Origin of the sequence: Tsukamurella sp. TY48 (genome assembly GCF_019656655.1) — a bacterium.
Lineage (GTDB): Bacteria > Actinomycetota > Actinomycetes > Mycobacteriales > Mycobacteriaceae > Tsukamurella > Tsukamurella strandjordii.
The window spans coordinates 786,196-808,109 of sequence record NZ_BPMV01000001.1 but is presented as its reverse complement, the minus strand read 5'-3'; the positions used below and the strand labels follow the sequence as shown (position 1 = coordinate 808,109).

General features: G+C 70.7%; 22 protein-coding genes. 16 read left to right on the top strand and 6 right to left on the bottom strand.

All coding sequences use genetic code 11. The features are described 5' to 3' along the window. Positions 1 to 157 precede the first annotated feature (157 nt). Together TTY48_RS03950 and TTY48_RS03945 are read left to right on the top strand one after the other, a co-directional pair. Positions 158 to 1,318 (top strand): acyl-CoA dehydrogenase, encoded by a 1,161-nt coding sequence (locus TTY48_RS03950; RefSeq protein WP_220656263.1) that lies wholly within the window; start codon positions 158 to 160, stop codon positions 1,316 to 1,318. 86 nt (positions 1,319 to 1,404) lie between these two features. Further along, a complete protein-coding gene (locus TTY48_RS03945) occupies positions 1,405 to 2,058 on the top strand; it encodes a hypothetical protein (protein ID WP_220656262.1) in 654 nt (217 codons plus the stop codon). A gap of 44 nt (positions 2,059 to 2,102) precedes the next feature. Here the strand turns inward: TTY48_RS03945 and TTY48_RS03940 are convergent, their stop codons facing one another. Together TTY48_RS03940 and TTY48_RS03935 are read right to left on the bottom strand one after the other, a co-directional pair. Beyond that, complete coding sequence (locus tag TTY48_RS03940; protein WP_255585491.1) at positions 2,103 to 2,813, bottom strand: TIGR03089 family protein; 711 nt, start codon at positions 2,811 to 2,813, stop codon at positions 2,103 to 2,105. Next, positions 2,801 to 4,489, bottom strand: a complete 1,689-nt coding sequence (locus tag TTY48_RS03935) for an LCP family protein (protein WP_220656261.1) — start codon at positions 4,487 to 4,489, stop codon at positions 2,801 to 2,803. The genes TTY48_RS03940 and TTY48_RS03935 overlap by 13 nt, the downstream gene beginning before the upstream one ends. Positions 4,490 to 4,621: 132 nt before the next feature. Between TTY48_RS03935 and rfbD the strand changes: the two genes are divergently transcribed. Genes rfbD through TTY48_RS03915 form a run of 4 tightly spaced genes read left to right on the top strand, consistent with a single transcriptional unit; the run spans position 4,622 to position 8,347 of the window. Beyond that, positions 4,622 to 5,533 carry a dTDP-4-dehydrorhamnose reductase gene (gene rfbD, locus TTY48_RS03930; protein ID WP_220656260.1) on the top strand — a complete coding sequence of 304 codons (912 nt, stop codon included), beginning with the start codon at positions 4,622 to 4,624 and terminating at the stop codon, positions 5,531 to 5,533. A 4-nt stretch (positions 5,534 to 5,537) separates the two neighbouring features. Continuing rightward, positions 5,538 to 6,449, top strand: a complete 912-nt coding sequence (locus TTY48_RS03925; RefSeq protein ID WP_220656259.1) for a glycosyltransferase family 2 protein — start codon at positions 5,538 to 5,540, stop codon at positions 6,447 to 6,449. Then, the gene (locus TTY48_RS03920; protein ID WP_220656258.1) at positions 6,450 to 7,541 is read left to right on the top strand and encodes a sugar phosphate nucleotidyltransferase; all 1,092 of its coding nucleotides are present in this window, start codon (positions 6,450 to 6,452) and stop codon (positions 7,539 to 7,541) included. Positions 7,542 to 7,555: 14 nt separating this feature from the next. Beyond that, the gene (locus TTY48_RS03915) at positions 7,556 to 8,347 is read left to right on the top strand and encodes an SGNH/GDSL hydrolase family protein (protein WP_220656257.1); all 792 of its coding nucleotides are present in this window, start codon (positions 7,556 to 7,558) and stop codon (positions 8,345 to 8,347) included. A 3-nt stretch (positions 8,348 to 8,350) separates the two neighbouring features. Here the strand turns inward: TTY48_RS03915 and TTY48_RS03910 are convergent, their stop codons facing one another. After that, the gene (locus TTY48_RS03910; protein ID WP_220656256.1) at positions 8,351 to 9,016 is read right to left on the bottom strand and encodes an O-methyltransferase; all 666 of its coding nucleotides are present in this window, start codon (positions 9,014 to 9,016) and stop codon (positions 8,351 to 8,353) included. 234 nt (positions 9,017 to 9,250) lie between these two features. Here TTY48_RS03910 and sigE point away from each other — a divergent pair, with 234 nt between their 5' ends. From sigE to TTY48_RS03885, 5 genes are all read left to right on the top strand, one after another. Continuing rightward, positions 9,251 to 9,904, top strand: coding sequence for an RNA polymerase sigma factor SigE (gene sigE / locus TTY48_RS03905; RefSeq protein WP_220656255.1), 654 nt, complete (start codon positions 9,251 to 9,253; stop codon positions 9,902 to 9,904). Between the two features lie 119 nt (positions 9,905 to 10,023). Further along, positions 10,024 to 10,413, top strand: coding sequence for an RNA polymerase subunit sigma-70 (locus TTY48_RS21435; RefSeq protein ID WP_304941237.1), 390 nt, complete (start codon positions 10,024 to 10,026; stop codon positions 10,411 to 10,413). 9 nt (positions 10,414 to 10,422) lie between these two features. Next, positions 10,423 to 11,925 carry a S1C family serine protease gene (locus TTY48_RS03895; RefSeq protein WP_220656254.1) on the top strand — a complete coding sequence of 501 codons (1,503 nt, stop codon included), beginning with the start codon at positions 10,423 to 10,425 and terminating at the stop codon, positions 11,923 to 11,925. A 25-nt stretch (positions 11,926 to 11,950) separates the two neighbouring features. Next, on the top strand, positions 11,951 to 12,430 hold the full coding sequence (tatB, locus tag TTY48_RS03890; RefSeq protein WP_220656253.1) for a Sec-independent protein translocase protein TatB: 480 nt from the start codon (positions 11,951 to 11,953) through the stop codon (positions 12,428 to 12,430). Positions 12,431 to 12,602: 172 nt separating this feature from the next. After that, positions 12,603 to 13,517 carry a hypothetical protein gene (locus TTY48_RS03885; RefSeq protein WP_220656252.1) on the top strand — a complete coding sequence of 305 codons (915 nt, stop codon included), beginning with the start codon at positions 12,603 to 12,605 and terminating at the stop codon, positions 13,515 to 13,517. Between the two features lie 101 nt (positions 13,518 to 13,618). Here TTY48_RS03885 and TTY48_RS03880 read toward each other — a convergent pair whose 3' ends face one another. From TTY48_RS03880 to TTY48_RS03870, 3 genes are all read right to left on the bottom strand, one after another. Next, positions 13,619 to 14,023: a GNAT family N-acetyltransferase gene (locus TTY48_RS03880; protein WP_220656251.1), complete on the bottom strand. Its 405-nt coding sequence runs from the start codon at positions 14,021 to 14,023 to the stop codon at positions 13,619 to 13,621. Next, on the bottom strand, positions 14,020 to 15,156 hold the full coding sequence (locus tag TTY48_RS03875) for an Mrp/NBP35 family ATP-binding protein (protein WP_220656250.1): 1,137 nt from the start codon (positions 15,154 to 15,156) through the stop codon (positions 14,020 to 14,022). The genes TTY48_RS03880 and TTY48_RS03875 overlap by 4 nt, the downstream gene beginning before the upstream one ends. 133 nt (positions 15,157 to 15,289) lie before the next feature. Beyond that, on the bottom strand, positions 15,290 to 15,931 hold the full coding sequence (locus TTY48_RS03870) for a dTMP kinase (protein ID WP_220656249.1): 642 nt from the start codon (positions 15,929 to 15,931) through the stop codon (positions 15,290 to 15,292). 52 nt (positions 15,932 to 15,983) lie between these two features. On the opposite strand from TTY48_RS03870, the gene mtrA reads away from it, so the two are divergent. The 5 genes from mtrA (at position 15,984) to hpf (ending at position 21,828) form a co-directional block, all read left to right on the top strand. Further along, complete coding sequence (mtrA, locus tag TTY48_RS03865; protein WP_013125746.1) at positions 15,984 to 16,670, top strand: MtrAB system response regulator MtrA; 687 nt, start codon at positions 15,984 to 15,986, stop codon at positions 16,668 to 16,670. A 19-nt stretch (positions 16,671 to 16,689) separates the two neighbouring features. Then, positions 16,690 to 18,354: an MtrAB system histidine kinase MtrB gene (gene mtrB / locus TTY48_RS03860; protein WP_220656248.1), complete on the top strand. Its 1,665-nt coding sequence runs from the start codon at positions 16,690 to 16,692 to the stop codon at positions 18,352 to 18,354. Continuing rightward, positions 18,347 to 20,137, top strand: coding sequence for an MtrAB system accessory lipoprotein LpqB (gene lpqB, locus TTY48_RS03855; RefSeq protein WP_220656247.1), 1,791 nt, complete (start codon positions 18,347 to 18,349; stop codon positions 20,135 to 20,137). The genes mtrB and lpqB overlap by 8 nt, the downstream gene beginning before the upstream one ends. Before the next feature lie 29 nt (positions 20,138 to 20,166). Then, entirely contained in the window at positions 20,167 to 20,835 is a 669-nt protein-coding gene (locus TTY48_RS03850; protein ID WP_220656246.1) for a ComF family protein, read from the top strand. A gap of 276 nt (positions 20,836 to 21,111) precedes the next feature. Further along, the gene (gene hpf, locus TTY48_RS03845) at positions 21,112 to 21,828 is read left to right on the top strand and encodes a ribosome hibernation-promoting factor, HPF/YfiA family (RefSeq protein WP_255585489.1); all 717 of its coding nucleotides are present in this window, start codon (positions 21,112 to 21,114) and stop codon (positions 21,826 to 21,828) included. Positions 21,829 to 21,914 lie beyond the last annotated feature (86 nt).

The following is a 21,914-nucleotide window of genomic DNA, read 5'->3' as shown; positions in this document are numbered from 1 at the left end:
GTCCGCACCATCGCGACGAATCGGGCATCGGACCGCACGTTGTTCCCGGGAACAACGGAAAGGCGCTTCTCTAGTTACGGGCGACTAACTGACCCCCGCACCGGCCCGGATAGAATGATCAGCGGAAACGACCCGTACTTGCTGATGGAGGCCGTCAATGGCAGGCAATCCCGACTTCGATCTGTTCCAGCTCCCCGAAGAGCACGAGGAGCTGCGCACGGCGATCCGGGCGCTGGCGGAGCGCGATATCGCGCCGCACGCCAAGGACGTCGACGAGAAGGAGCGCTTCCCGCAGGAGGCCCTCGACGCCCTCGTCGCCAGCGGTTTCAACGCCATCCACGTGCCCGAGGAGTACGGCGGCCAGGGCGCCGATTCCGTGGCCACCTGCATCGTGATCGAAGAGGTCGCCCGCGTCTGCGGCAGCTCCTCGCTGATCCCCGCCGTGAACAAGCTGGGCACCATGGGCCTGATCCTCAACGGCTCCGAGGAGCTCAAGCAGCAGGTGCTGCCCTCGCTCGCCAACGGTGAGGCCATGGCCTCCTACGCCCTCTCCGAGCGCGAGGCCGGCTCCGACGCCGCGTCGATGCGCACCCGCGCCCGCAAGGACGGCGAGGACTGGGTCCTCAACGGCTCCAAGTGCTGGATCACCAACGGTGGCAAGTCCACCTGGTACACCGTGATGGCCGTGACCGACCCCGAGAAGGGCGCCAACGGCATCAGCTCCTTCATCGTCAACAAGGACGACCCCGGCTTCTCCGTGACCGGCTACGAGCACAAGCTGGGCATCAAGGGCAGCCCCACCGCCGAGCTGGCCTTCGAGGAGTGCCGCATCCCCGGCGACCGGATCATCGGTGCCGAGGGCACCGGCTTCAAGACCGCGCTGCAGACCCTCGACCACACCCGCCCCACCATCGGCGCGCAGGCCGTGGGCATCGCGCAGGGCGCGCTCGACGTGGCGATCGACTACATCAAGGATCGCAAGCAGTTCGGCAAGTCGATCTCCGAGTTCCAGGGCATCCAGTTCATGGTGGCCGATATGGCGATGCGCCTCGAGGCCGCCCGCCTCATGGTGTACACCGCCGCCGCCCGCGCCGAGCGCGGCGAGAAGAACCTGGGCTTCATCAGCTCCGCGTCGAAGTGCTTCGCCTCCGATGTCGCGATGGACGTGACCACCGACGCCGTGCAGCTGCTCGGCGGCGCCGGCTACACCCGTGACTTCCCGGTGGAGCGCATGATGCGCGACGCGAAGATCACCCAGATCTACGAGGGCACCAACCAGGTGCAGCGCCTCGTGATGAGCCGCCAGCTGCTCCGCTGAAAGATCAGGAAATCTCATCACATAAATACATTGCAATTACATAACGAGTCGTGCCGGGGGTCCGGCGCGTCCGTAATGTCGCATGTATGACGTTTAGCAAATCCACTCTTGGTGATCTCAAGACCGCGGCCGCGGTGACGGCCACGGTGCTGGCGCTCGGCGGCACGCTGGTCGCCTGCGGCAACGAGACGAAGAAGGAAGCGGCACCGTCGACGTCCAGCGCCGCCGCCAGTCCGGCGGCGGCGGGCGTGACCGGTGCTCCGGTGACGGCGACGGTGACCGCGGCACCCCAGGCCCCGGCGGCCGGCGGCGCGCCCGCCGGCGGTGCCGCCCCGGCCTCGGGTCCGACGATGCTCTCGGACCTGCGGACCGGCCGCAGCGACGATGCCGATCGTCTCGTCCTGCAGTTCACCACGGCGGTGCCCAAGTACACCGTGGTCCGGCAGTCCGGTCCCATCCAGGACTGCGGATCCGGGGCCGCCGTGGGCGATGCCGGCGAGTACCTCGTGGTGAAGGTCGAGCCGATCGCGCTGTTCGACGACAACGGCAATCCGGCCTACAAGGGCCCGAACAGCATCCCGGGACCCGGCGGCGGCGCGATCGACCGCGCGACGATCTCGTGCGCCTTCGAGGGGCAGCTGCAAGTCGCCGTGAAGCTCGCGGACGGCAAGGGCGCCAAGCCCTCCAAGGACTTCACGCTCACCGGTCCGAGCCGGATCGTGCTGGACGTCAAGGGCTAGCGGCCTGGCGCCTCACGTGCCGCCGCAGGGCGGCCGCGCACCGCTCACGCGAGCCGCGCGGTCGCCTTCTCCACGGAGAACTTCTCCATCAGCTTGTCCGCGTCCGGATTCGACACGTGGATCACCGACGCGGGCGCCGCGAACGGGGCCAGCAGGCCCGCGTAGACATCGTCGACGGTGCGCCACTCCCGCGTCGAGAGCACCCGGTCGCCCTTCGCGTACCCGGCCGAGGCGGCGAGCGCGGTGGACCGGGCCACGACGATCTCCACCGGATCGCCGTCGAAGACAGCGATGTCCGATCCCGCCGGCCCCGGAATGAAAGCGTCGCCGTGCCCCCGGACCTCGGTGGTGTAATCGTCGATACCGGGCGGCAATTCGCGCACCGGCTGGCCGAAAGCGTCCAGTCCCACGGCGAGGATCTCGTCGCCGTCGGCGTCGTCGATCAGGTCGGGGGAGACGAAGGTGACCGACCCGGACTCGCCGAACCGCACCTCGCACCCGGCCCACCACGCGCCGAACAGGATGCCCGCGGTCTGCCAGTGCGCGGGCAGCAGCACGCCCACCGGATCGCCAGGACCCAGGCCGTACTGATCGCGCAACAGGTTGCCGCACTTGGCCGCCCAATTGCCCAGCGTGATCGCCGACAGGCCCATCCGGGCGCCGGAGGCATCGTCGTACCAGGTGAACCGCGGCGTCGACGGATCGGCCTGAACGATCGGCACCAGCAGCTGATCGGTCACCGTCAGTCCACGCACGGCACGCCCCCGTCCTGCGATGCGGTGTACCCCGGCCGGTTCAGCAGCGAACTCACCCGCGCCGCCTCGCTCGGGTCCATCGCCTCCGTCATCCCCGGCGGGATCGACGTGGTGGTCGAGGCGCCCTCGTTATCGCTCGACGAACCGGGGCCCTTGTAGCCGTCCTTGAGCAACACCTTCACGTGCCCGGACTGCACCGACGAGTTCGCCACCACCGGCAGGCCGCCGAGCAGGGCCGCGACGGCCTTCGCCGACTGGTCGTTCGCGGACGAGGCCAGCACCGCGCTCTTGCTACTGGCCGAGGAATCCGACGAGCTCGCGTTACCCGTGGTGCCCTGCTGGAACTTCTCGCCCGTGAGGAAGGTCGAGACGCTGCTGGCCAGGCCGGGCGTCGAGCCGGCGTTCACCACATCGACGGTGGTGGCCGAGCGGTTCACCGACGGCACCGCGGGCGCGCTGCTGCTGGGCTTGGCGGGGGTCGAGGAACCGGGCTTATCGCCGAGCAGCGAGCGCACGTACGCCTGCACCTGCTTGGGATCGACCACCACCACGGACTGCTGGCCGTCGTCGCTCCAGCCGTCGTCGCGCACCACGGGCACGGTCGCGAACTTCACGCTGCCCGCCGAGAGGTTCGCGAGCTCCTTGGCGAAGTTCATCACGTCCCAGTTCGCATCGAGCGTGACCGAGGTGGTCACCGCGCTCTGCAGCTGGTTCACCTTGCTCGGGTTGGTGAGCGTGCCCGCCGAGAGGATCTTGTTCGCCAGCGAGGCCATGAACACCTGCTGCCGGGTGATCCGGTCCAGATCGCCGCGCGGCAGGCCGTGTCGCTGCCGCACGAAGCTCAGCGCCTGCGGGCCCTTGAGGGTCTGCTTCCCGGCACGGAACCGGGCACCGGAGAAGGAATCGTTCACCGGCCGCTTGAGGCACACCTCCACGCCGCCCACCGCATCGGTGAGCCGGGAGAAGCCGACCAGGCCGATCTCGGCGTAGTTGTCCACCGAGACGCCGGTGAGGTTCGCGACCGTCTCCTGGAGCGCCTTGCGGCCCTCCTCGTTGCCGGCCTGCACCGCCTCCTTCTCGGGCTTCCCCTCCGCGATCAGCTTGTCGCGGGTCACGTTCGCGGCGCCGGCGAAGGCCGAGTTGATCTTGCCCTTGCCCTGATCCGGAATCGCGACGTAGGCGTCGCGGGGGATCGAGATGGCCGTGGCCGACTTCCCGTTGTTCGGGATGCGGATCAGGATGATGGTGTCGGTGTTGAGCGTGCCGTCGTCGACGCCCGCGTTCAGCCGCGCCAGCTCCTGCTGGGTGAGCGGATTGCCCTTGGCGTCGGTGCGGGAATCGGTGCCCACGAGCAGGATGTCGGTCGCGCCGTCGGGCTGCTTGTTCGACAGTCCGCCGGTCCGCGCGATATCGCCGCCGAGCTGGTAAAACTGCGTCCACGCGACACCGGTCGTGACCAGCACGACAGCGGCCAGCAACGCGATCGTCGTCTTACCGGTCCGCGTGATCCGGGCACGCGTCTGATCCGACAGATCGGCCGCACCGGGCACCCGTGACCGGGTGCCGGACTCGCCGGTCGAGGCCGCGCCCTCGTTCTCCGCGCGCACGCTGCGCCGGGGCGGCTTACCGCTGCCACGGGAATGCCGGGCTCCGCGGGGACCAGGGCTGTCGCTCACCAACTCTCCTTCTCGCACACGACGGTCGACACACCAGTATCGCAGGGCTCGGCCCCGCCACACCGTGGGTCACATTCCCATAACGGTACCGACCCGCCGCGCGATCCTGCCGCAGCGCGCCGTCGCGTAGCCTTGTGCGACGTGAACGTGGTGATCACCGGAGCCGCCGGTCAACTCGGATCCGCCCTGGTGGCGGCCGCTGCCGCCCGCGGCATCACCGTGCGCGCGCTGACCCGCACCCAACTCGATGTGACCTCGTCACATCAGGTCGGCGCCCTCGACCTCGACGCCGACACCGTGCTGATCAACTGCGTGGCCCACACCGCCGTCGACGCCGCCGAATCCGAACCCGAGGCCGCGGCGGCCCTCAACACCGACGTCCCCGCCCGCCTGGCCCGACGGTGCGCGGAGACCGGCGCCCGGCTCGTCCACGTCTCCACCGACTACGTCTTCGGACCCGCACCGACCCCGCCGCGCCCGTGGGAGCCCACCGACCCGACCGGTCCCGTCGGCGTCTACGGCCGCACCAAACTGGCCGGCGAGCAGGCCGCCCGCGAAGCCGACCCGCGCACCGTGGTGGTGCGCACCGCCTGGGTGTACACCGGCCGCACCCCGGACGGGGCCTGGGCCCGCGACTTCGTCGGCACCATGGGCCGCCTCGCCGACGACGGCGTGGACCCGAAGGTGGTCGCCGACCAGACCGGCTCGCCCACCTACGCCCCCGACCTCGCCGCGGGACTGCTCGACCTCGCCGCCCTACTCGCCGCCGGACCCGGCCGGCCCGGCACCGTCCTGCACGCCGCCGGGGGCGGGGCCGCCACCTGGTTCGACGTGGCCCGGGGCGTCTTCGCCCGCACCGGTGCCGACCCCGACCGGGTGACGCCCTGCACCACCGACGAGTTCCCGCGCCCCGCGCCCCGCCCCGCGTACTCGGTGCTCTCGCCCGCCTCCTGGACCGCTGCGGGCCTGGCGCCCCTGCCCGACTGGCGCGACGCGCTGGACCGGGCGCTCGGGGCGGTCGCAAACCCCGACCCGGTAGCCTGACCGCGTGCCCGGTACCGACGACTCGACCCCCGCGCGTGACATCACCCTCGCCGTGGTCACCGTGACCTACTCGCCGGGCGAGCATCTCGAAAACTTCCTGAACAGCATCGACGGCGCCTTCTCGGGGGCCACGCCCCGCGTGATCATGGCCGACAACGGCTCGACCGACGGCTCCCCGGAGGCCGCCGCACAGGCCCACGACGAGGCGGAGCTGCTGCGCACCGGCGCCAACCTCGGCTACGGCGGCGCCATCAACTACGCCGTCGCCCGGGTCCAGGACGACCCCGACTTCCTGCTCATCAGCAACCCCGACGTGGTCTTCGGGCCCGGCTCGATCGACGAACTGATCGCCGCGGCCGGACGACACCCCGACGCGGGCTCCCTCGGGCCGCTGATCCACGACCCCGACGGCACCGTGTACCCGTCCGCCCGCAGCGTGCCGAACATGGTCTCCGGCATCGGCCACGCCCTGCTCGGCACCGTGTGGAAGTCGAACCCGTGGACCCGCGCCTACCAGCAGGCGCAGGCCGAGATCACCGAGCGCGAGGCCGGCTGGCTGTCCGGTTCCTGCCTGCTGGTGCGTCCCGCCGCCTTCGAGTCCATCGGCGGCTTCGACGATCGCTACTTCATGTACATGGAGGACGTGGACTTCGGCGATCGTCTCGCGCGGGCCGGGTGGCGCAACGTGTACGTCCCGTCGGCGGAGATCGTGCACGCCAAGGGACACGCGGCAGGGAAGGTGCCCGAGCTGATGCTCCCGGCGCACCACGAATCCGCCTACCGGTTCTTCGCCGACCGCCACCCCGGTCGGGCGGCCGCACCGCTGCGTGCGGCGATGAAGGTGGGCCTCGCCGTGCGCTCGAAGATCAGCGTGCTCGCGGCGGTCCGCGCGCGTGGAACGGACAAGGGGGAGTAGATGACCGAACCGGTGCAAGACCTCAGCGACGTCGAGGCGGTGATCCTGGTCGGCGGCAAGGGAACCCGGCTCCGGCCGCTCACCCTGTCGGCGCCCAAGCCGATGCTGCCCACCGCGGGCAAGCCCTTCCTGACCCACCTGCTCTCCCGGATCCGCGACGCCGGCATCCGGCGCGTGGTGCTGGGCACCTCCTTCAAGGCGGAGGTCTTCGAGGAGTACTTCGGCGACGGATCCGAACTGGGACTGGAACTGTCGTACGTGGTGGAGACCGAACCGCTGGGCACCGGCGGCGGCATCCGCAACGTGCTGCCCGCGCTGCGCGCCGACAACGTTCTCGTGTTCAACGGTGATGTGCTGGGCGGCAGCGATATCCGCGCCGTGGTGCAGACCCACCGGGACAAGAACGCCGACGTCACCATGCACCTGGTGCGGGTGCCCGACCCCCGCGCCTTCGGCTGCGTGCCCACCGACGCCGATGGTCGCGTGACCGCCTTCCTGGAGAAGACGCAGGATCCGCCCACCGATCAGATCAACGCCGGCTGCTACGTCTTCAAGCGCTCGGTGATCGAGGAGATCCCCACGGGCCGACCGGTCTCCGTGGAACGCGAGGTCTTCCCCGCCCTGCTCAACGAAGGCCGCAAGCTGTACGGCCACGTGGACTACGGGTACTGGCGCGATATGGGCACGCCCGAGGACTTCGTGGCCGGCAGCTCCGATCTGGTGCGCGGCATCGCCCCGTCGGCCGCCCTCGACGGCGCCCGCGGCGAATCGCTCGTGCACCCCGGCGCCTCGGTGGCGCCCGGCGCCCTGCTGATCGGCGGCACCGTGGTGGGCCGCGGCGCCGAGATCGGCGCGGGAGCCCGGCTCGACGGTGCCGTCATCTTCGACGGTGTGCGGGTGGAAGCCGGTGCCATCGTGGAACGCTCGATCGTCGGCTTCGGCGCCCACATCGGCCCGCGGGCCCGCGTCCGCGACGCGGTGATCGGCGACGGCGCATCCATCGGGGCACGCTGCGAGCTGCTCGACGGGGTGCGGATCTGGCCCGGTGTCGAGCTGCCCGACGGCGGAGTGCGATTCTCGACCGATGTCTGAGCACCAGCGGGCCGATGTCTGAGTACCAGCGGTACGTCGCGATCGGTGACTCCTTCACCGAGGGAGTCGGCGATCCCGATCCGACGGGCACCCACGAGTACCGCGGCTGGTCGGACCGTGTCGCCGAGGTAATGGCCGCGCGCGACCCCGGATTCGGCTACGCCAACCTCGCGATCCGCGGCAAGAAGATGGACCAGATCGTCGACGAGCAGCTCGACGCCGCGCTCGCGCTGCAGCCCGATCTCGTGACCGTCTACGCCGGTGCGAACGACCTGATCCGCCCCTCCGTGGACGTCGACGCCGTCGTGCAGACCTACGACGCCCTGATCGCGCGCCTGATCGACGCCGGTGCCACCGTGCTGATGTGGACCGCCGCCGACAGCCACGGCAGCGGCATCTTCGGCGCGCTCCGCGGCCGCTTCGCCGTCTACAACGAGCTGGTGCGCGAGATCGCCGACCGCCGGGGCGCGCTGCTGCTCGACTACTGGCGCATGAAGGAGTACCGCGACCTGCGGATGTGGGAGTTCGACCGCATCCACATGTCCGAACCCGGCCACCTGCGGATGGCGATCGAGGTGCTCGACGTGCTCGGCGTGCCGCACACCCTCCAGGTGCCCGACCTCGGTCCGGCCCCCGAGATCAGCGCCGCCGAGGACCGCGAGATCAAGCGCAAGTGGCGCCGCGAATTCGCCTACCCGTGGGTGGTCCGCCGCGTGCGCGGCATCTCCACCGGCGACGGCCTGCCCCCGAAGTACCCCACGCTCATGCGGCCCGTCGGTGTGGAGCAGGAACGCTCCGCGCCGTAAGTTCTACGCCTCGTCGGGGACGAAGGCCTTGGCAGCGGCCACCAGGCCGCCGGCCAGGGGGAGCACCACCGGTAGCAGCGACTCGTCGGCCGCGATGAGCTGCGTGGCCTCGCGGGCGGCGATCGCCTCGTCGTCGACCGCGTTCGGATCCGGCACGCGGTAGCCCGCATCGCCCAGGTTCACCACGAGCACCCCGCCGGGACGCAGCAGACGCACCGCGTCGGCCACGTAGCGCGGATGATCGACGGGCTCACCGTCGATGAAGATGAGGTCGTAGGCGGCGTCCGCGAGCCGCGGCAGCACGTCCAGCGCGTGACCGTTGATGAGCCGGGTGCGATTCGGCGCCACCCCGGCCTGCTGGAAGCCGATCTTCGCGGCGGCCTGGAACTCCGGCTCGGTCTCGATGGTGGTGAGCACCGAATCGGGGCGCATGCCCGACAGCAGCCACAGGCCGCTGATCCCTGCGCCCGTCCCCACCTCGACCACGGACTTCGCTCCGCCAGCCGCGGCCAGCACCGACAGCAGGGCCCCCACCGAGGGCGCCACGGCGTCGACCCCCAGGTCGGCGGCCCGCTCGCGGGCGGATGCCATCGCCTCGTCCTCCACGATGGCATTCTCGGCGTAGGTCACCAGGGCGGATGTGGCGGCGGCGTTCGAGTCGTTGGACACGGGAAAAGCCTAACCGGTCGCCCGCCGGTAACCGGGCCGTGACTCGATCGTTAGCGACCGCGAAGGATGCACAGGCAACACTCAGGGAGGAATCAGCACTCCCACACTCCGCCAGGGAAAGGTATCGGTCAGTGAAGAACACCCGTCGCCGGGTTCGAGAAGGAACAAAACGGGCGGGCGGTCGGTTCTTCTGTAGGACCCCAGCCGAGCGGCCGGGGCACGAGGAGGAGAGCAATGGCCCTGGCCCGAAAGGCCGGACCCCAGCAAGAGCCTGAGCAGACGGCTCGGTACGCGACGTTCGACGATGAGCGCGCGGCCGATACGACGGGCACCGCCGCCTTCGACGCGACGGGTGACCGCTCGGTCATGCCGTCGTGGGACGAACTGGTCCGGGAGCACGCCGACCGTGTGTACCGGCTTGCCTACCGCCTCTCCGGCAACGCGCAGGACGCCGAGGACCTCACGCAGGAAACCTTCATCCGCGTCTTCCGCAGCCTCCAGAGCTACGAGCCCGGCACCTTCGAGGGCTGGCTGCACCGCATCACCACGAACCTGTTCCTCGACATGGTCCGCCGCCGCAACCGCATCCGCATGGAAGCGCTGCCCGAGGACTACGAGCGGGTTCCGTCCGACGATCCGGACCCCGGCCAGATCTACGCCGACGCCAACCTGAACCCGCAGCTGCAGACCGCGCTCGACGCGCTCTCGCCCGAGTTCCGTGCCGCGGTCGTGCTCGCCGACATCGAGGGCCTGTCCTACGAAGAGGTCGCGGCCACGCTCGGCGTCAAGCTGGGCACCGTGCGCTCGCGCATCCACCGCGGCCGCAAGTCGATCCGCGAGGCCCTCGAGAATCAGGGCCTGACCAGCAGCGCCTCGCTGTCGTACTGACGCGCGCCGAGCACGTCACACCAGGGAACCGTGGCTCCGGTCCGTTCGTTGTCCGTACAGTGGCAGGTACCCTGAGAACAGGGTCACGATTCCAGCGATACGGATAGAGGGGAGGCGCGATGGAGCACCTCAGCGGCAGCTTCAAACGGGCCTTCGCCCGTCGCCCCGGCGAGTTCTCGTCCACCGAGCACCTCGCCTTCGAGGCCGTGGTGGCCTTCGTCGACGGTGAGCTGCGGATGAACGCTCACCTGCGCGCCGGCACCCACATCGCCCAGTGCCCCATGTGCGCGGCCGAGGTGGACGCGCAGCGCCAGGTGCGTAACACGCTCCGCGAGTCCGGCGAGATCAGCGTGCCGAACCGGTTGCTCGGCCAGCTCGCGCAGATCCCCACCGAATGCTGCGGAGACCAGGCCGGTCCCGCCCCGTTCGAGGGATTTCCCACGTTCAACCCCGAGTCCTCGCGACGCGACGAGCGCAACAAGCGCGGTCGGCGGCGGAACGCTCGGTAGATTCGAGCCGTGACGTCCGACCCGAGCGACCAGTCTCAGCCCGCGAGCGATGCGGCGCGCCCGCGGCTCGAGCCGCGCCCCACGCACCGTCCCTCCGTCTCCGAGGGCGAACAGGTGGTCTTCGGCCGGCCCGACGGGCTGTCCGGCTCGTTCGAGCCCCGGTCCGCCCGGAACGGCGACGGTGCGCGGCCCCAGCCCCGCGCGGCGGCCCCGGACCCCGTGCTGACCGAGGCCTTCTCCCGGCCCCCGGGCAGCGTCGACACCCTGCAGCGCGATCCCTACGCGGCCTCGCTCGACCCGGAGAAGCCGGAGCAGCCCGCAGACCCCTGGCGCGATACCGACAGCCCCGCCGCCCTGGGTGATCCGGGACTCGACGCGCCGCCCAAGCCCGAACCGAAGCCCGATCCGGGCAAACTCGGCGTGAGCGATGTGCTGTTCGGCCGCCGGATCGACAACCGCGCGCTCATCGTCCTCGGATCGATCGCCCTCGTCATCGGCCTCGTCGGCGGACTGCTGGGCGGCGTCATCGGCCGGGTCACCGGCACCACCGTGCAGCAGCTGACCGATAAGCGCGTCGCGCTGCCCGTCGACGATGCGAAGGTGCCCGACGACGGGGCCTACGCCGCCCTCGCCGGCTCGGTCGCCGCCAGCGTGGTGACCCTCGAGATCTTCACCAAGACCGACGGATCGCAGGGCTCGGGTTCGGTGATCGACGCCGGCGGCGGCTACATCATGACCAACAACCACGTGATCGACCTGGCGCAGCAGAACAAGGACGCGAAGATCGAGGTGGTCTTCTCCAGCGGTCAGCGGGTGCCGGCGAAGCTGGTCGGCGCCGACCCCGCGACCGATATCGCCGTGGTCAAGGTGGCCGTCGACGGCCTGAAGCAGATCACCATCGGCGACTCCGACAAGCTGGTCCCCGGGCAGCCCGTGATGGCCGTCGGCTCGCCGCGCGGCCTGCGGCAGTCGGTGACCACCGGCGTCGTCTCCGCCATCCACCGTCCCGTGCTGGCACCGCCGCTCGGTCCGAACCCGCCCGCCGTCTTCGACAGCGTGCAGACCGATGCGTCGATCAACCCCGGTAACTCCGGTGGCCCGCTCATCGACCTGCAGGGCCGGCAGATCGGCATGAACACCATCATCCGGTCGGCGTCCGGCGGGTCGGAGGGCCTCGGTTTCGCCATCGCCTCCAACGTCTTCCAGCCCATCGCGCAGGCACTGATCCGCGGCGACAAGATCGTGCACGCGGAGATCGGCATCAACGGCCGAGAGGTACGCAACGAGACCGCGCAGGGCGTCCAGGTGGAGAACGTGAAGAAGGGCGCCGCCGCCGAGAAGGCGGGCATCCGCGAGGGCGACGTGATCACCAAGGTCGGCGACAAGGAGATCGACGATTCCGCCGCGCTCGCCGTGGAGATCCGCGCCGTGGGTGTGGGCAAGGAGACCACGGTGACGGTGGTGCGCGACGGCCGCCAGGTGCCGATCAAGGTGACGCCGACCGCGGCCTGACACCGGACCCGGCTACCATGGCAGGGTGTTCTCGAATCTCGGTATGGGGGAGATCCTCATGCTGGTCGTGGTGGGCCTGGTGATCCTGGGTCCCGAGCGACTGCCGGGTGCCGTGAACTGGTTCTTCACCGCGCTGCGCCAGGTGCGCGAGTACGCGACCGGCGCCACGCAGCAGCTCAAAGACGATATGGGTTCCGATTTCGATTCCCTGCGCGAGCCGCTGCAGCAGATCCAGAACCTGCGCGGGATGACGCCCACCGCCATCGTCACCAAGCACCTGCTGGACGGCGACGACACCGTGATCCGGCAGATGGGGGATCAGGTGCGGTCCACCGCCGATTCGCTCAACGTCTCCAAGATCATCAACGGCACGGAGCAGGTACCCGCCGCCGCGGTCGACGCCGCGCCCCTCGAGGTGCCGCCCGGTCCGATGCCGACGATGCCCCGCATCCACGAGCCCCTCACCCCCGGCGAACGCCCACCCTTCGATCCGGACGCCACATAGCCCTGCTGCCGCGGCCGGCAGTCCCATCCGCTGCCGGTGGTGCGATCCGCGGCCGGTAATCGGCAGCGGTTGCAGCTCCCGGAGGGGGCTGTCCCTGTGGATAACGCCGATCCTGTGGATGGACGGCCGCCGAGCACCCTGTCCGGAGCACGGCATCGAGTTCACTGGGTGCATGGGGCGGATCTGGACGCGGCAGCAACTCAAGCTGATGGGGTGGAGCGACGCCCGGATCGCTCGCGAGACCGGCGCGGGCATCCGGCGCCTGGCGCACGGCGTCTACGGACCGAACACCGACGCCCCGGCATGGGAGCTGTACCGCGAGCGCATCCTGGCCGCCGCCACAACCTGCGGCGCCGTCGTCAGTCATCAGAGCGCCGCCGCCCTCCACGGCATCCCGGTGCTGCATCCGGACCGCAGCCTCGTCCACTTCACGGTCGACCGCATGAGCGGTGGCGGGAGACGACGCGGTCTGCACATCCACCCCCGGCCGTTGCCCGCGGATCAGGTGACCGTGGTCGACGGTGTCCGCGTGACCACGCGATGCCGGACGGCGATCGACGTCGCCATGTCGGGCGATGTGGACCGCGGTGTGTGCGCGATCGACGCCGTGCGGTTGATCCGGCGCTATCCGAGCCCGATCGACCCACCGCCCGTCGAGCTCGCGGATCTGACGCAGTGCCTCGCCCTGCTCAGCGGGCGGACCGGGGCGTTCGTGGCGCGCAGGGCAGTGGAACTCTCCGTCGACCGCAGTGAATCGGCGGGCGAATCGTGGTCCAGGATGCAGATCCTGGCCGCGGGTCTGCCGATGCCGCGACTTCAGGTGCCGCGCACGATCGAGGGTGAAACCTACGTCGCGGACTTCGATCGGGGACCGATGACCGGCGAATTCGACGGCCGCGGCAAATACGGGGCCGATCCGGCCGAAGTCGACAGCGCGCTCGCCGACGAGAAGCGGCGCCATGCCGCATTCGCTGCCTCGGGCGTTGAGGTGGTGCGCTGGCAGTGGCGGGAACTCGCGGCGCCGAACCGGCTGCGGGACATCCTCACCCCCGCACTGGTGCGGAACGGCCTCCTCGCCGTCGCCTGAACTATCCCCTCCGGTAGTGCGATCCGCTGCCCGCTACCGGCCGCGGATCGGACTATCGGGCGCGGATCGGACTACCGGCCGCGGATCGGACAACCGGAAGGCTAGACGGGAAGCCGCATGCCGAGGCTGTGCGGTGCCGTCTCGACGAAGCCGAGCTTGCGGTACAGCGGGCGACCGGGACCGTCGGCCATCAGCGTGATGTACGGATCCGCGGGCGCGTGGGTGCGGATCTCAGCGATCAGCCACTCCAGGATGGCCCGCCCGATCCCGCGGCCCTGATACGTGGGCAGCGTGGCCATATCGGCGATGTGGAAGTACCAGCCGCCGTCGCCCAGCACCCGGCCCATGCCGACCACCGCACCGTCGGACAGCACGTGGCACCAGCGCCAACTGTTCGCGAGCGCACCCGCGGCCTGCTCCTCCGATTTCGGCGACAGCCCCGAATCCGCCCGCAGCCGAACGTAGTCGGCGAGCGGCGGCGGACCGACGACGAGCTCGAAGCTCACAGGTGACGCGTGGTGTCGATCCCCAGGCTCATGCCCGCGAGCCCGCGCTTGCGCACGGCCAGCTTGTCGGCGATGGCGCGCAGCGCCGTGCCGGTGGGGGATTCGGGATCGGACAGCACCACCGGGGTACCCGCGTCGCCCGCCTCGCGCAGCTGCGGATCGAGCGGGATCTGGCCCAGCAGTGGCACATCGGCGCCCACGGCGCGGGTGAGCCGGGCGGCCACCTGCTCGCCGCCGCCGGAACCGAAGACGTCCAGCACCGTCCCGTCGGGCAGGGTGAGACCGGCCATGTTCTCGATCACGCCGGCCACCCGCTGACGGGTCTGCAGCGCGATGGCACCGGCCCGCTCGGCCACCTCGGCCGCCGCCGTCTGCGGCGTGGTGACCACCAGGATCTCCGCGCCCGGGATCAGCTGCGCGATCGAGATCGCCACATCACCGGTGCCGGGCGGCAGGTCGAGCAGAAGCACATCGAGATCACCCCAGAAGACATCGGCCAGGAACTGCTGCAACGCGCGGTGCAGCATCGGGCCGCGCCACACCACGGGGGTGTTCCCGCTGGTGAACATGGCCACCGAGATCACCTTCACGCCGTGCGCCTGCGGCGGCATGATCATCGAATCCACCTGGGTGGGCCGCGCCTCGGTGCCCATCATCCGCGGCACCGAGTGGCCGTAGATATCGGCGTCCAGCACACCCACCGAGAGCCCGCGCGCGGCCAGCGCCGCGGCCAGGTTCACGGTCACCGAGCTCTTGCCCACGCCGCCCTTGCCCGACGCCACCGCGTACACGCGGGTCAGCGACCCGGGCTGGGCGAAGGGGATCACCGGCTCGGCCTTATCGCCGCGCACCGTCTTGCGCAGCTCCGCGCGCTGCTCGTCGTTCATCACGTCCAGCTCGACGCGCACCTCACCCGCGCCGGGGACGTCCGCGACGGCGGTCCGCACGCGGTCCACGATCTGGCTGCGCATGGGGCACGCCGACGTGGTCAGGTACACCTCGACATCGACCGACGAGTCGGGTTGCACCGCGACCGACTTCACCATCCCCAGATCGGTGATCGGCTTCCCGATCTCGGGGTCGTTCACGGTGGCCAGGGCCGACCGGATCGCGTCTTCCGTTACCGCAGTCATAGCCCCTCCATCGTATCCGGGCAGGGAAATCGGCCGAGCGCGGCCGCACCGGGACCGGGGGCCGGCCGGCTCGACGCGGCCGGCCGGCTGCTCGACGGTGGGCCGCAGGGCACGCTGCGCCTGCAGTGACTTCTTAGGAAGGGTCCGCGATCGCGTCGGCCAGCAGCTCCGGGGCATCGTCGACCCCGTGCACCCGCCACGGCGACACCCACCCCGCCGCGGCCAGCCCGGAGTACACCGCGCCCGTGCGGACCTGCAGGTCGGCGTCCCGCTCGTAGGCGTCGCGGGTGCGCGAGGCGTCGGCCGCCTCCCGGGAGCGGGCCCGCTCGGCGGCCACCGCCACCGGCACGTCCAGGTACACCTGCAGATCGGGCACCGGCAGGCCGAACCGCTCGAACTCCAACTCGCGCACCCAGGCCGCGGCGGCACCGTCGGCCGACTCGCCCAGGCGGGCCGCGCTGTACGCCGCCGACGATGCGGCGTACCGGTCCAGCAGCACCACGTCGTGCGCGCCGAGCAGGCCGCGGATCTCATCCGCCGCGTCGCGCCGGTCCAGCGCGAACAGCAGGCCCATGCCGTACACCGACGCCGTGGCGTCGCCGTGCCCGCCGCGCAGCGCCTCGGCCGCGAGATCGGCGTGGATCGAGCGCCCGTACCGCGGGAAGGCCAGCGCCTCCACGGTGAGACCACGGCCGGTGAGCCGCTCCGTGACCGCCCGGGTGAGGGTGTTCTTGCCCGCCCCGTCGAGCCCCTCGATCGCCACCAGAGTTCCCATAGGCGGCAATGCTAGGTGTCGTAGCGGCGCGAACATTGTCCGCGGTGACAATATGGACAGTATGAAACCCCGCATCCTGGTGATCGACGACGATCCGGCGCTGGCGGAGATGCTCACCATCGTGCTGCGCAACGAGGGCTTCGACTCGATGGTGGTGGGCGACGGCACGCAGGCCCTCGGCGCGGCCCGCGAGTTCCGCCCCGATCTCGTGCTGCTCGACCTCATGCTGCCCGGCATGAACGGCATCGACGTGGCGCGCGTGCTGCGCGCCGACTCCAACGTGCCGATCGTGATGCTCACCGCCAAGGCCGACACCGTGGACGTGGTGCTGGGCCTCGAGTCCGGCGCCGACGACTACGTGATCAAACCCTTCAAGCCCAAGGAGCTGGTGGCCCGCGTGCGCGCCCGGCTGCGCCGCACCGCCGACGAGCCCAGCGAGCTGCTCTCGATCGGCAACGTGATCATCGACGTCCCGGCGCACAAGGTGACCCGCGACGGCGAGGTCGTGCCGCTCACCCCCACCGAGTTCGACCTGCTGGTGACCATGGCCCGCAAACCGCGCCAGGTGTTCACCCGCGACGTGCTGCTCGAACAGGTGTGGGGCTACCGGCACCCGGCCGACACCCGGCTGGTCAACGTCCACATCCAGCGTCTGCGCGCGAAGATCGAGAAGGACCCGGAGAACCCGGAGATCGTGCTCACGCTGAGGGGAGTCGGCTACAAGGCCGGCCCGGCGTGAGGCGCATCGTGAGCGCCGCATGGTGAAGCGTCCCCGCCTGCAGGACCTGCGCGACCTGCCGCGCGACCCCCGTGAACTGCTCACGGGGGTCGCCCGGTTCGCCGGACAGTCCCTCACCTATGCCGGCCGGGTGTGGCGCCGGTCCCTGCAGTGGCGCGTGGTGACCTCCACGCTGGCACTGAGCCTCGCGGTGCTGCTGCTGTTGGGCTTCGTGCTCACCTCGCAGCTCGCCACTCAGCTGGTCCAGGCCAAACTCTCCGCCGGTGAGGAGGAGACGGCGCGGGTCAAGCAGGTGGTCGAGGTCACGCTGAGCCGCAGCGAGGCCCGCCCCGAGGGGGTCGAGACCACGCTGCGGCAGGTACGCGCCAACCTCGTGACCCAGGGCTCCGACGTGGCTCCGTCGGCGGCCCGGTCGGGCAGCTACGACCCGGTGCTGATCGTGCCGCACGGCGCCGGCCGGGCGCCCACCGTGGTGGGCGCCGAGAGCGAGGTCCCGCAGTCGCTGCAGACCTTCGTGCGCAGCGGGCAGACCGCTTATCAGCACGCGACGGTCACCGACAGCACGGGCCGCTACGGCAAGGTGCTGGTGATCGGCACCCCCGTGCAGTCGTCCGTGCAGGGACTGGAGCTGTACCTGGTGTTCCCCCTGACCCAGGAGGAGGACACCCTCAACCTGATGCAGCGCACGCTGGTCACCGGCGCCGCGGTGCTGCTGGTGCTGCTGGCGGCGGTGAGCCTGCTGGTGGCCCGGCAGGTGGTGCTGCCCGTGCGCTCGGCAGCACGGATCGCGGTGCGGTTCGCCGAGGGGCGGCTCAAGGAACGGATGCCGGTGCGCGGCGAGGACGACATCGCGCGGCTGGCGATGAGCTTCAACGACATGGCCGAATCGCTGTCCAAGCAGATCAATCAGCTGGAGGAGTTCGGCAATCTACAACGCCAGTTCACCTCCGACGTCTCGCACGAACTGCGGACCCCGCTGACCACCGTGCGGATGGCCGCCGACATGATCGCCGACTCCGCCGACGAACTCGATCCGGGCCTGCGGCGCACCACCGAGCTGATGGTCACCGAACTGGACCGGTTCGAGCTGCTGCTGGCCGAGCTGCTGGAGATCTCCCGGCACGACGCGGGCGTGGCCGAACTGCACTCGGAGAAGATCGACATCGATGTGCCGATCAACGCCGCCGTCAGCACCGTGCGCCACCTCGCCGACGAGTCCGGCACCGAGCTCATCGTGGACCTGCCCGACGATCCGGTGATCGTGGACGCCGACGCCCGCCGGGTGGAACGCGTGCTGCGCAACCTGCTCGCGAACGCCATCGACCACAGCGAGGGGAAGCCGGTGATCCTCACCATGCGCGCCGACGACGACGCCGTCGCCGTGACGGTGCGCGACTACGGCGTGGGGCTGCGGCCGGGTGAGGAGAAGCTGGTCTTCAACCGGTTCTGGCGCTCGGACCCGTCGCGCGTGCGGCGCTCCGGCGGCACCGGACTGGGCCTGGCCATCAGCATCGAGGACGCCCGGCTGCACAGCGGCCGGCTGGAGGCGTGGGGCGAGCCCGGCAACGGCGCCTGCTTCCGCCTCACCCTGCCCCGGGAGCGCGGCCACCGGATTCTGGTGAGTCCGCTCCCGCTCAAGCCCACCTTCCGCAAGCCCGCGACGGAGGGGGACGACGATGCGTGAGTCCCGGTGCGCGCGACTGCTGATCGCGCTGCTCGCCCTGTCGCTGGCGCTGGCGGGATGCGCCACCATTCCCGGCGATTCCCGGCCCAGTGTGATCGGCGACCTCGGCGGTAAACAGTCGGTCGATCGGAACATCACCCCGCAGAAGGACGCCCCGCCGGAGACGATCGTGCGCGACTTCCTCAAGGCGAACGCGATGGCGGACAACAACTACGCCGCCTCGCGCAAGTTCCTGGTGGCGGCGGGCGCGACCACCTGGCAGGTGCCGCAGCGCGCCGTGGTGGTCAAGAACATCGACGTGCTGCCCACCGAGCGCTCCTCCGATCTCATCAAGGCGACCATCCGCGCGCAGGCCACCGGATTCTTCGGCGCCGACGGCACTTTCGAGCCGACCAGCCAGTCGATCACCCAGAACCTGCAACTGGTGCAGGTCGAGGGGCAGTGGCGCATCCAGGGGCTCAGCGATGTGGGTGCCACCCCGATGCTGGTGATCGACACCCAGCAGTTCCGCGCCGTGTACAGCCGGTACGTGCTCTACTTCCCGGACCCCACCGGCCGCACCCTGGTGCCGGATGCGCGATGGCTCGCCAGCCCCCGCGCGAAACTCCCCGCCGATCTGCTGATGCTGCTGGTGCGCGGCCCGCGGTCGAGCCTGGTGGGCGCCGTCTTCAATCCCTTCGGCAGCACCGCGTCGGTGCGCGGATCGGTGACCGATGCGCAGGGCGCCGAACGCGACCCCGGGGTCGGGTACGCGGGTGTCCGCGTCGATTTCACGGGCCTGCCGCGGATGGACCCCGATGTGGGACGCCTGCTCGCCGGGCAGGTGGTGTGGACGCTGGCCGGCGCCGAGGTGCAGGGACCGTACGTGATCACCGTGGACGGCACGCCGCTCGACGATAAGCACGTCTCGGGCTGGAACCCGAACGACGTGGCCTCCAGCAGCCCGAACGCCTCGTCCGATCTGGCGGTCGGCCTGCACGGCGTGCTCGACGGCCGGTTCGTCAAGGTGTCCGGCGCGGCCGTCACCCCGGTGGCCGGGCCCTTCGGCGTGAGCAATTCGATCCGGTCCGTGGGCCTGTCGGCCTCGGGCCGGCAGGTGGCGGCCGTCCTCGATTCGGGTCCCCGCGGCGGCCCCGGCACGGCACTGTCCATCGGCCCGTACGGCGGCGTGCCCACCCAGGTGCTCACCGCGGGCTCGATGACCCGCCCGTCCTGGATGCCCGACGACGCCACGGTGTGGACGGTGCTCGACGGCACCCGGGTGGTGCGGCTGCGGCAGGACCAGACCACCGGCGAGGTCACGCCGACCGATGTGGATTCGGCGGAGGTCGCCGCCGCGGCACCCGGTCCGATCACCGAACTGCGGCTCTCCCGTGACGGGGTCCGGGTCGCGCTGATCGCGGGCGGCAAGGTGCTGGTGGGCGTGATCCTCACCAAACCCGACGGGCAGCCCACCATCTCCCGGTTGCAGCCGGTGGAGACCGACCGGGACCTGGCTCCGGCCTCGGTGGACTGGCAGACCGGCGACACCTTCGTGGTGGGCCGCAACACCACGGAATCGCCCGTGCTGACGGTGCGCTACGACGCGGGCGATGTCATCGCGCTGCCCAGCCGCAACCTCTCGCCCCCGGTCACGATGGTCGCGGCCTCGCTGAACACGATCTACGCGACCGATTCGTCCGGGGTGTGGAGCATCGCCATCGGCGCGGACAGCGGCGCGCAATACTGGAGCCAGGTGGATCGCCTGGCGGGGGGCCGGGCGAACCCGGTGATGCCGGGCTAGCGCGCCACCGCCGGCGATCGGGGGAGCCGATGCGGATCGCACGTCACCTGGTGGGCGCCGTCGACGATCTCGTCGACCTGGCGATCCCGCGCACCTGCGGCGGCTGCGGCGCGCCCGCGGTGCGCTGGTGCGGCCGCTGCGAGGCGGCGCTGCACGACGTTCCCGCGCGCATCCGCAGCACCGTCGACGTCGGGGTGCCCGTGTGGACGCTGGGCCGGTACGACGGTCCGCGGCGCCGCGCCGTCCTGCAGCTCAAGGAGCGGGGCCGCGGCGATCTGGCGGTCCCGCTGGGCCGCGCGCTGGCGCACGGCCTGCTGCGGCTGCGGGCGTGGCACGAACTCGACGATCCGGTGGTGCTGGTACCCGCGCCCACCACCCGGTGGGCCGCGCGGCGCCGCGGCGGCGATGTGGTGACGGCGATGTGCCGGGCCGCGGCGGAGGCGGCCGGGCCGGTGTCCCGGGTGCGCGTCGCCCCGGTCCTGCGCTCGGCGGGACGGCCCGATTCCGTGGGGCTGAGCGCCGCCGCCCGGGCGGACACGGTGGCCGGCACCGTCCGCGTGCTCGGGCCCCCGCCCGACTGTGCGCTCGTGCTGATCGACGACGTGGTGACCACCGGCGCCACCCTCGCCGAGTCGGTCGCGGCCCTGGCGCGGCGCGGCGTGCGGGTCTCGGCGGCGCTCACGATCGCGGCGGCGTGAGGGTACGCGAACCCGGCGCGTGACGACACGGTGAACTCAAGGTGCGCAAACGGTGGCGGGCGAGCGGCGGCCGGGCTATCTTCGGGTACTACCAGCGGGCTCGTGAAACGGTGCCCGACCGGTTCCACGGATCGGAGGTGATGCGACACCCTCCTGGCGCCCGGCAATCCGCCCGGCGCAGAAGATCTGAGCCCGAAGACGCGCGCGCAGCAAAGACGGCGGACTGGTGATCCGGCCGGAGTGCACCCGTCGGGGCCCACACGAAAGGCATCTTCTATGACCCTTCTGTCCTCTCGCGATACCAACCGCACCGGTGCCAGCACCGTCGAGGTGGATCCGTTCCGCGAACCCGGCCACGTGGCCGACGAGCGCGACAAGGAGTACCTGACGCCCAACGCCCCCCTGACCATCGACGGTCGGAACGTGGAAGTGCCCGAACACTTCCGCGTCTACATAGGCGACAAGCTGGCGCGGCTCGAACGATTCCGGTCCACCATCACCCTCTTCGAAGTGGCACTGCTCCACGAACCCAATCCGCGGCAGTCCAAGTCGTGCCAGAAGCTCGAGCTCACGGTGCGCGGCAAGGGCGGCGTCGCCCACGCGGAGGCGTCCGCGGACAACTTCTACGCCGCGTTCGAACTGGCCCTGTCGAAGGTGCAGTCCCGCATCCGCAAGGCCTCGGACCGCAAGAAGGTGCACTACGGCAACCGCACGCCGGTCTCCGTCTCCGAGGCCACCGCACCGTCGGCCCTGCCGGACGCCTCCGACGCGACGGACGACGATCCGTACGCGGCGCTCGTCGAGGATCACCTGCCCGGTCAGGTGGTGCGCATCAAGGACCATCCGGGCACGCCGATGACGGTCGATGATGCGCTCTACCAGATGGAGTTGGTCGGTCACGACTTCTTCCTGTTCTTCGACAAGGAGACCGAGAAGCCCACCGTGGTGTACCGACGGAAGGCTTTCGACTACGGCCTCCTCCGCCTGACCTGACGTTTCGCCTACGATGGATCCCGGTCGCCGTGACGGCGGCCGGGATCTTCCGCTTGCGGGATCTTCCGCGTACGAGATTGAGGTTG

Excerpts from the sequence above, each read along its gene's own strand:
- TTY48_RS03945 (WP_220656262.1), top strand. The coding sequence starts at position 1,405 with ATGACGTTTAGCAAATCCACTCTTGGTGATCTCAAGACCGCGGCCGCG.
- mtrB (WP_220656248.1), top strand. The coding sequence starts at position 16,690 with ATGGTGAAGCGTCCCCGCCTGCAGGACCTGCGCGACCTGCCGCGCGAC.
- TTY48_RS21435 (WP_304941237.1), top strand. The coding sequence starts at position 10,024 with ATGGAGCACCTCAGCGGCAGCTTCAAACGGGCCTTCGCCCGTCGCCCC.
- TTY48_RS03870 (WP_220656249.1), bottom strand. The coding sequence starts at position 15,931 with ATGGGAACTCTGGTGGCGATCGAGGGGCTCGACGGGGCGGGCAAGAAC.
- TTY48_RS03885 (WP_220656252.1), top strand. The coding sequence starts at position 12,603 with ATGGGGCGGATCTGGACGCGGCAGCAACTCAAGCTGATGGGGTGGAGC.
- lpqB (WP_220656247.1), top strand. The coding sequence starts at position 18,347 with ATGCGTGAGTCCCGGTGCGCGCGACTGCTGATCGCGCTGCTCGCCCTG.
- sigE (WP_220656255.1), top strand. The coding sequence starts at position 9,251 with ATGGCCCTGGCCCGAAAGGCCGGACCCCAGCAAGAGCCTGAGCAGACG.
- mtrA (WP_013125746.1), top strand. The coding sequence starts at position 15,984 with ATGGACAGTATGAAACCCCGCATCCTGGTGATCGACGACGATCCGGCG.
- hpf (WP_255585489.1), top strand. The coding sequence starts at position 21,112 with ATGACCCTTCTGTCCTCTCGCGATACCAACCGCACCGGTGCCAGCACC.
- TTY48_RS03950 (WP_220656263.1), top strand. The coding sequence starts at position 158 with ATGGCAGGCAATCCCGACTTCGATCTGTTCCAGCTCCCCGAAGAGCAC.
- TTY48_RS03875 (WP_220656250.1), bottom strand. The coding sequence starts at position 15,156 with ATGACTGCGGTAACGGAAGACGCGATCCGGTCGGCCCTGGCCACCGTG.
- TTY48_RS03920 (WP_220656258.1), top strand. The coding sequence starts at position 6,450 with ATGACCGAACCGGTGCAAGACCTCAGCGACGTCGAGGCGGTGATCCTG.
- TTY48_RS03915 (WP_220656257.1), top strand. The coding sequence starts at position 7,556 with ATGTCTGAGTACCAGCGGTACGTCGCGATCGGTGACTCCTTCACCGAG.
- TTY48_RS03850 (WP_220656246.1), top strand. The coding sequence starts at position 20,167 with ATGCGGATCGCACGTCACCTGGTGGGCGCCGTCGACGATCTCGTCGAC.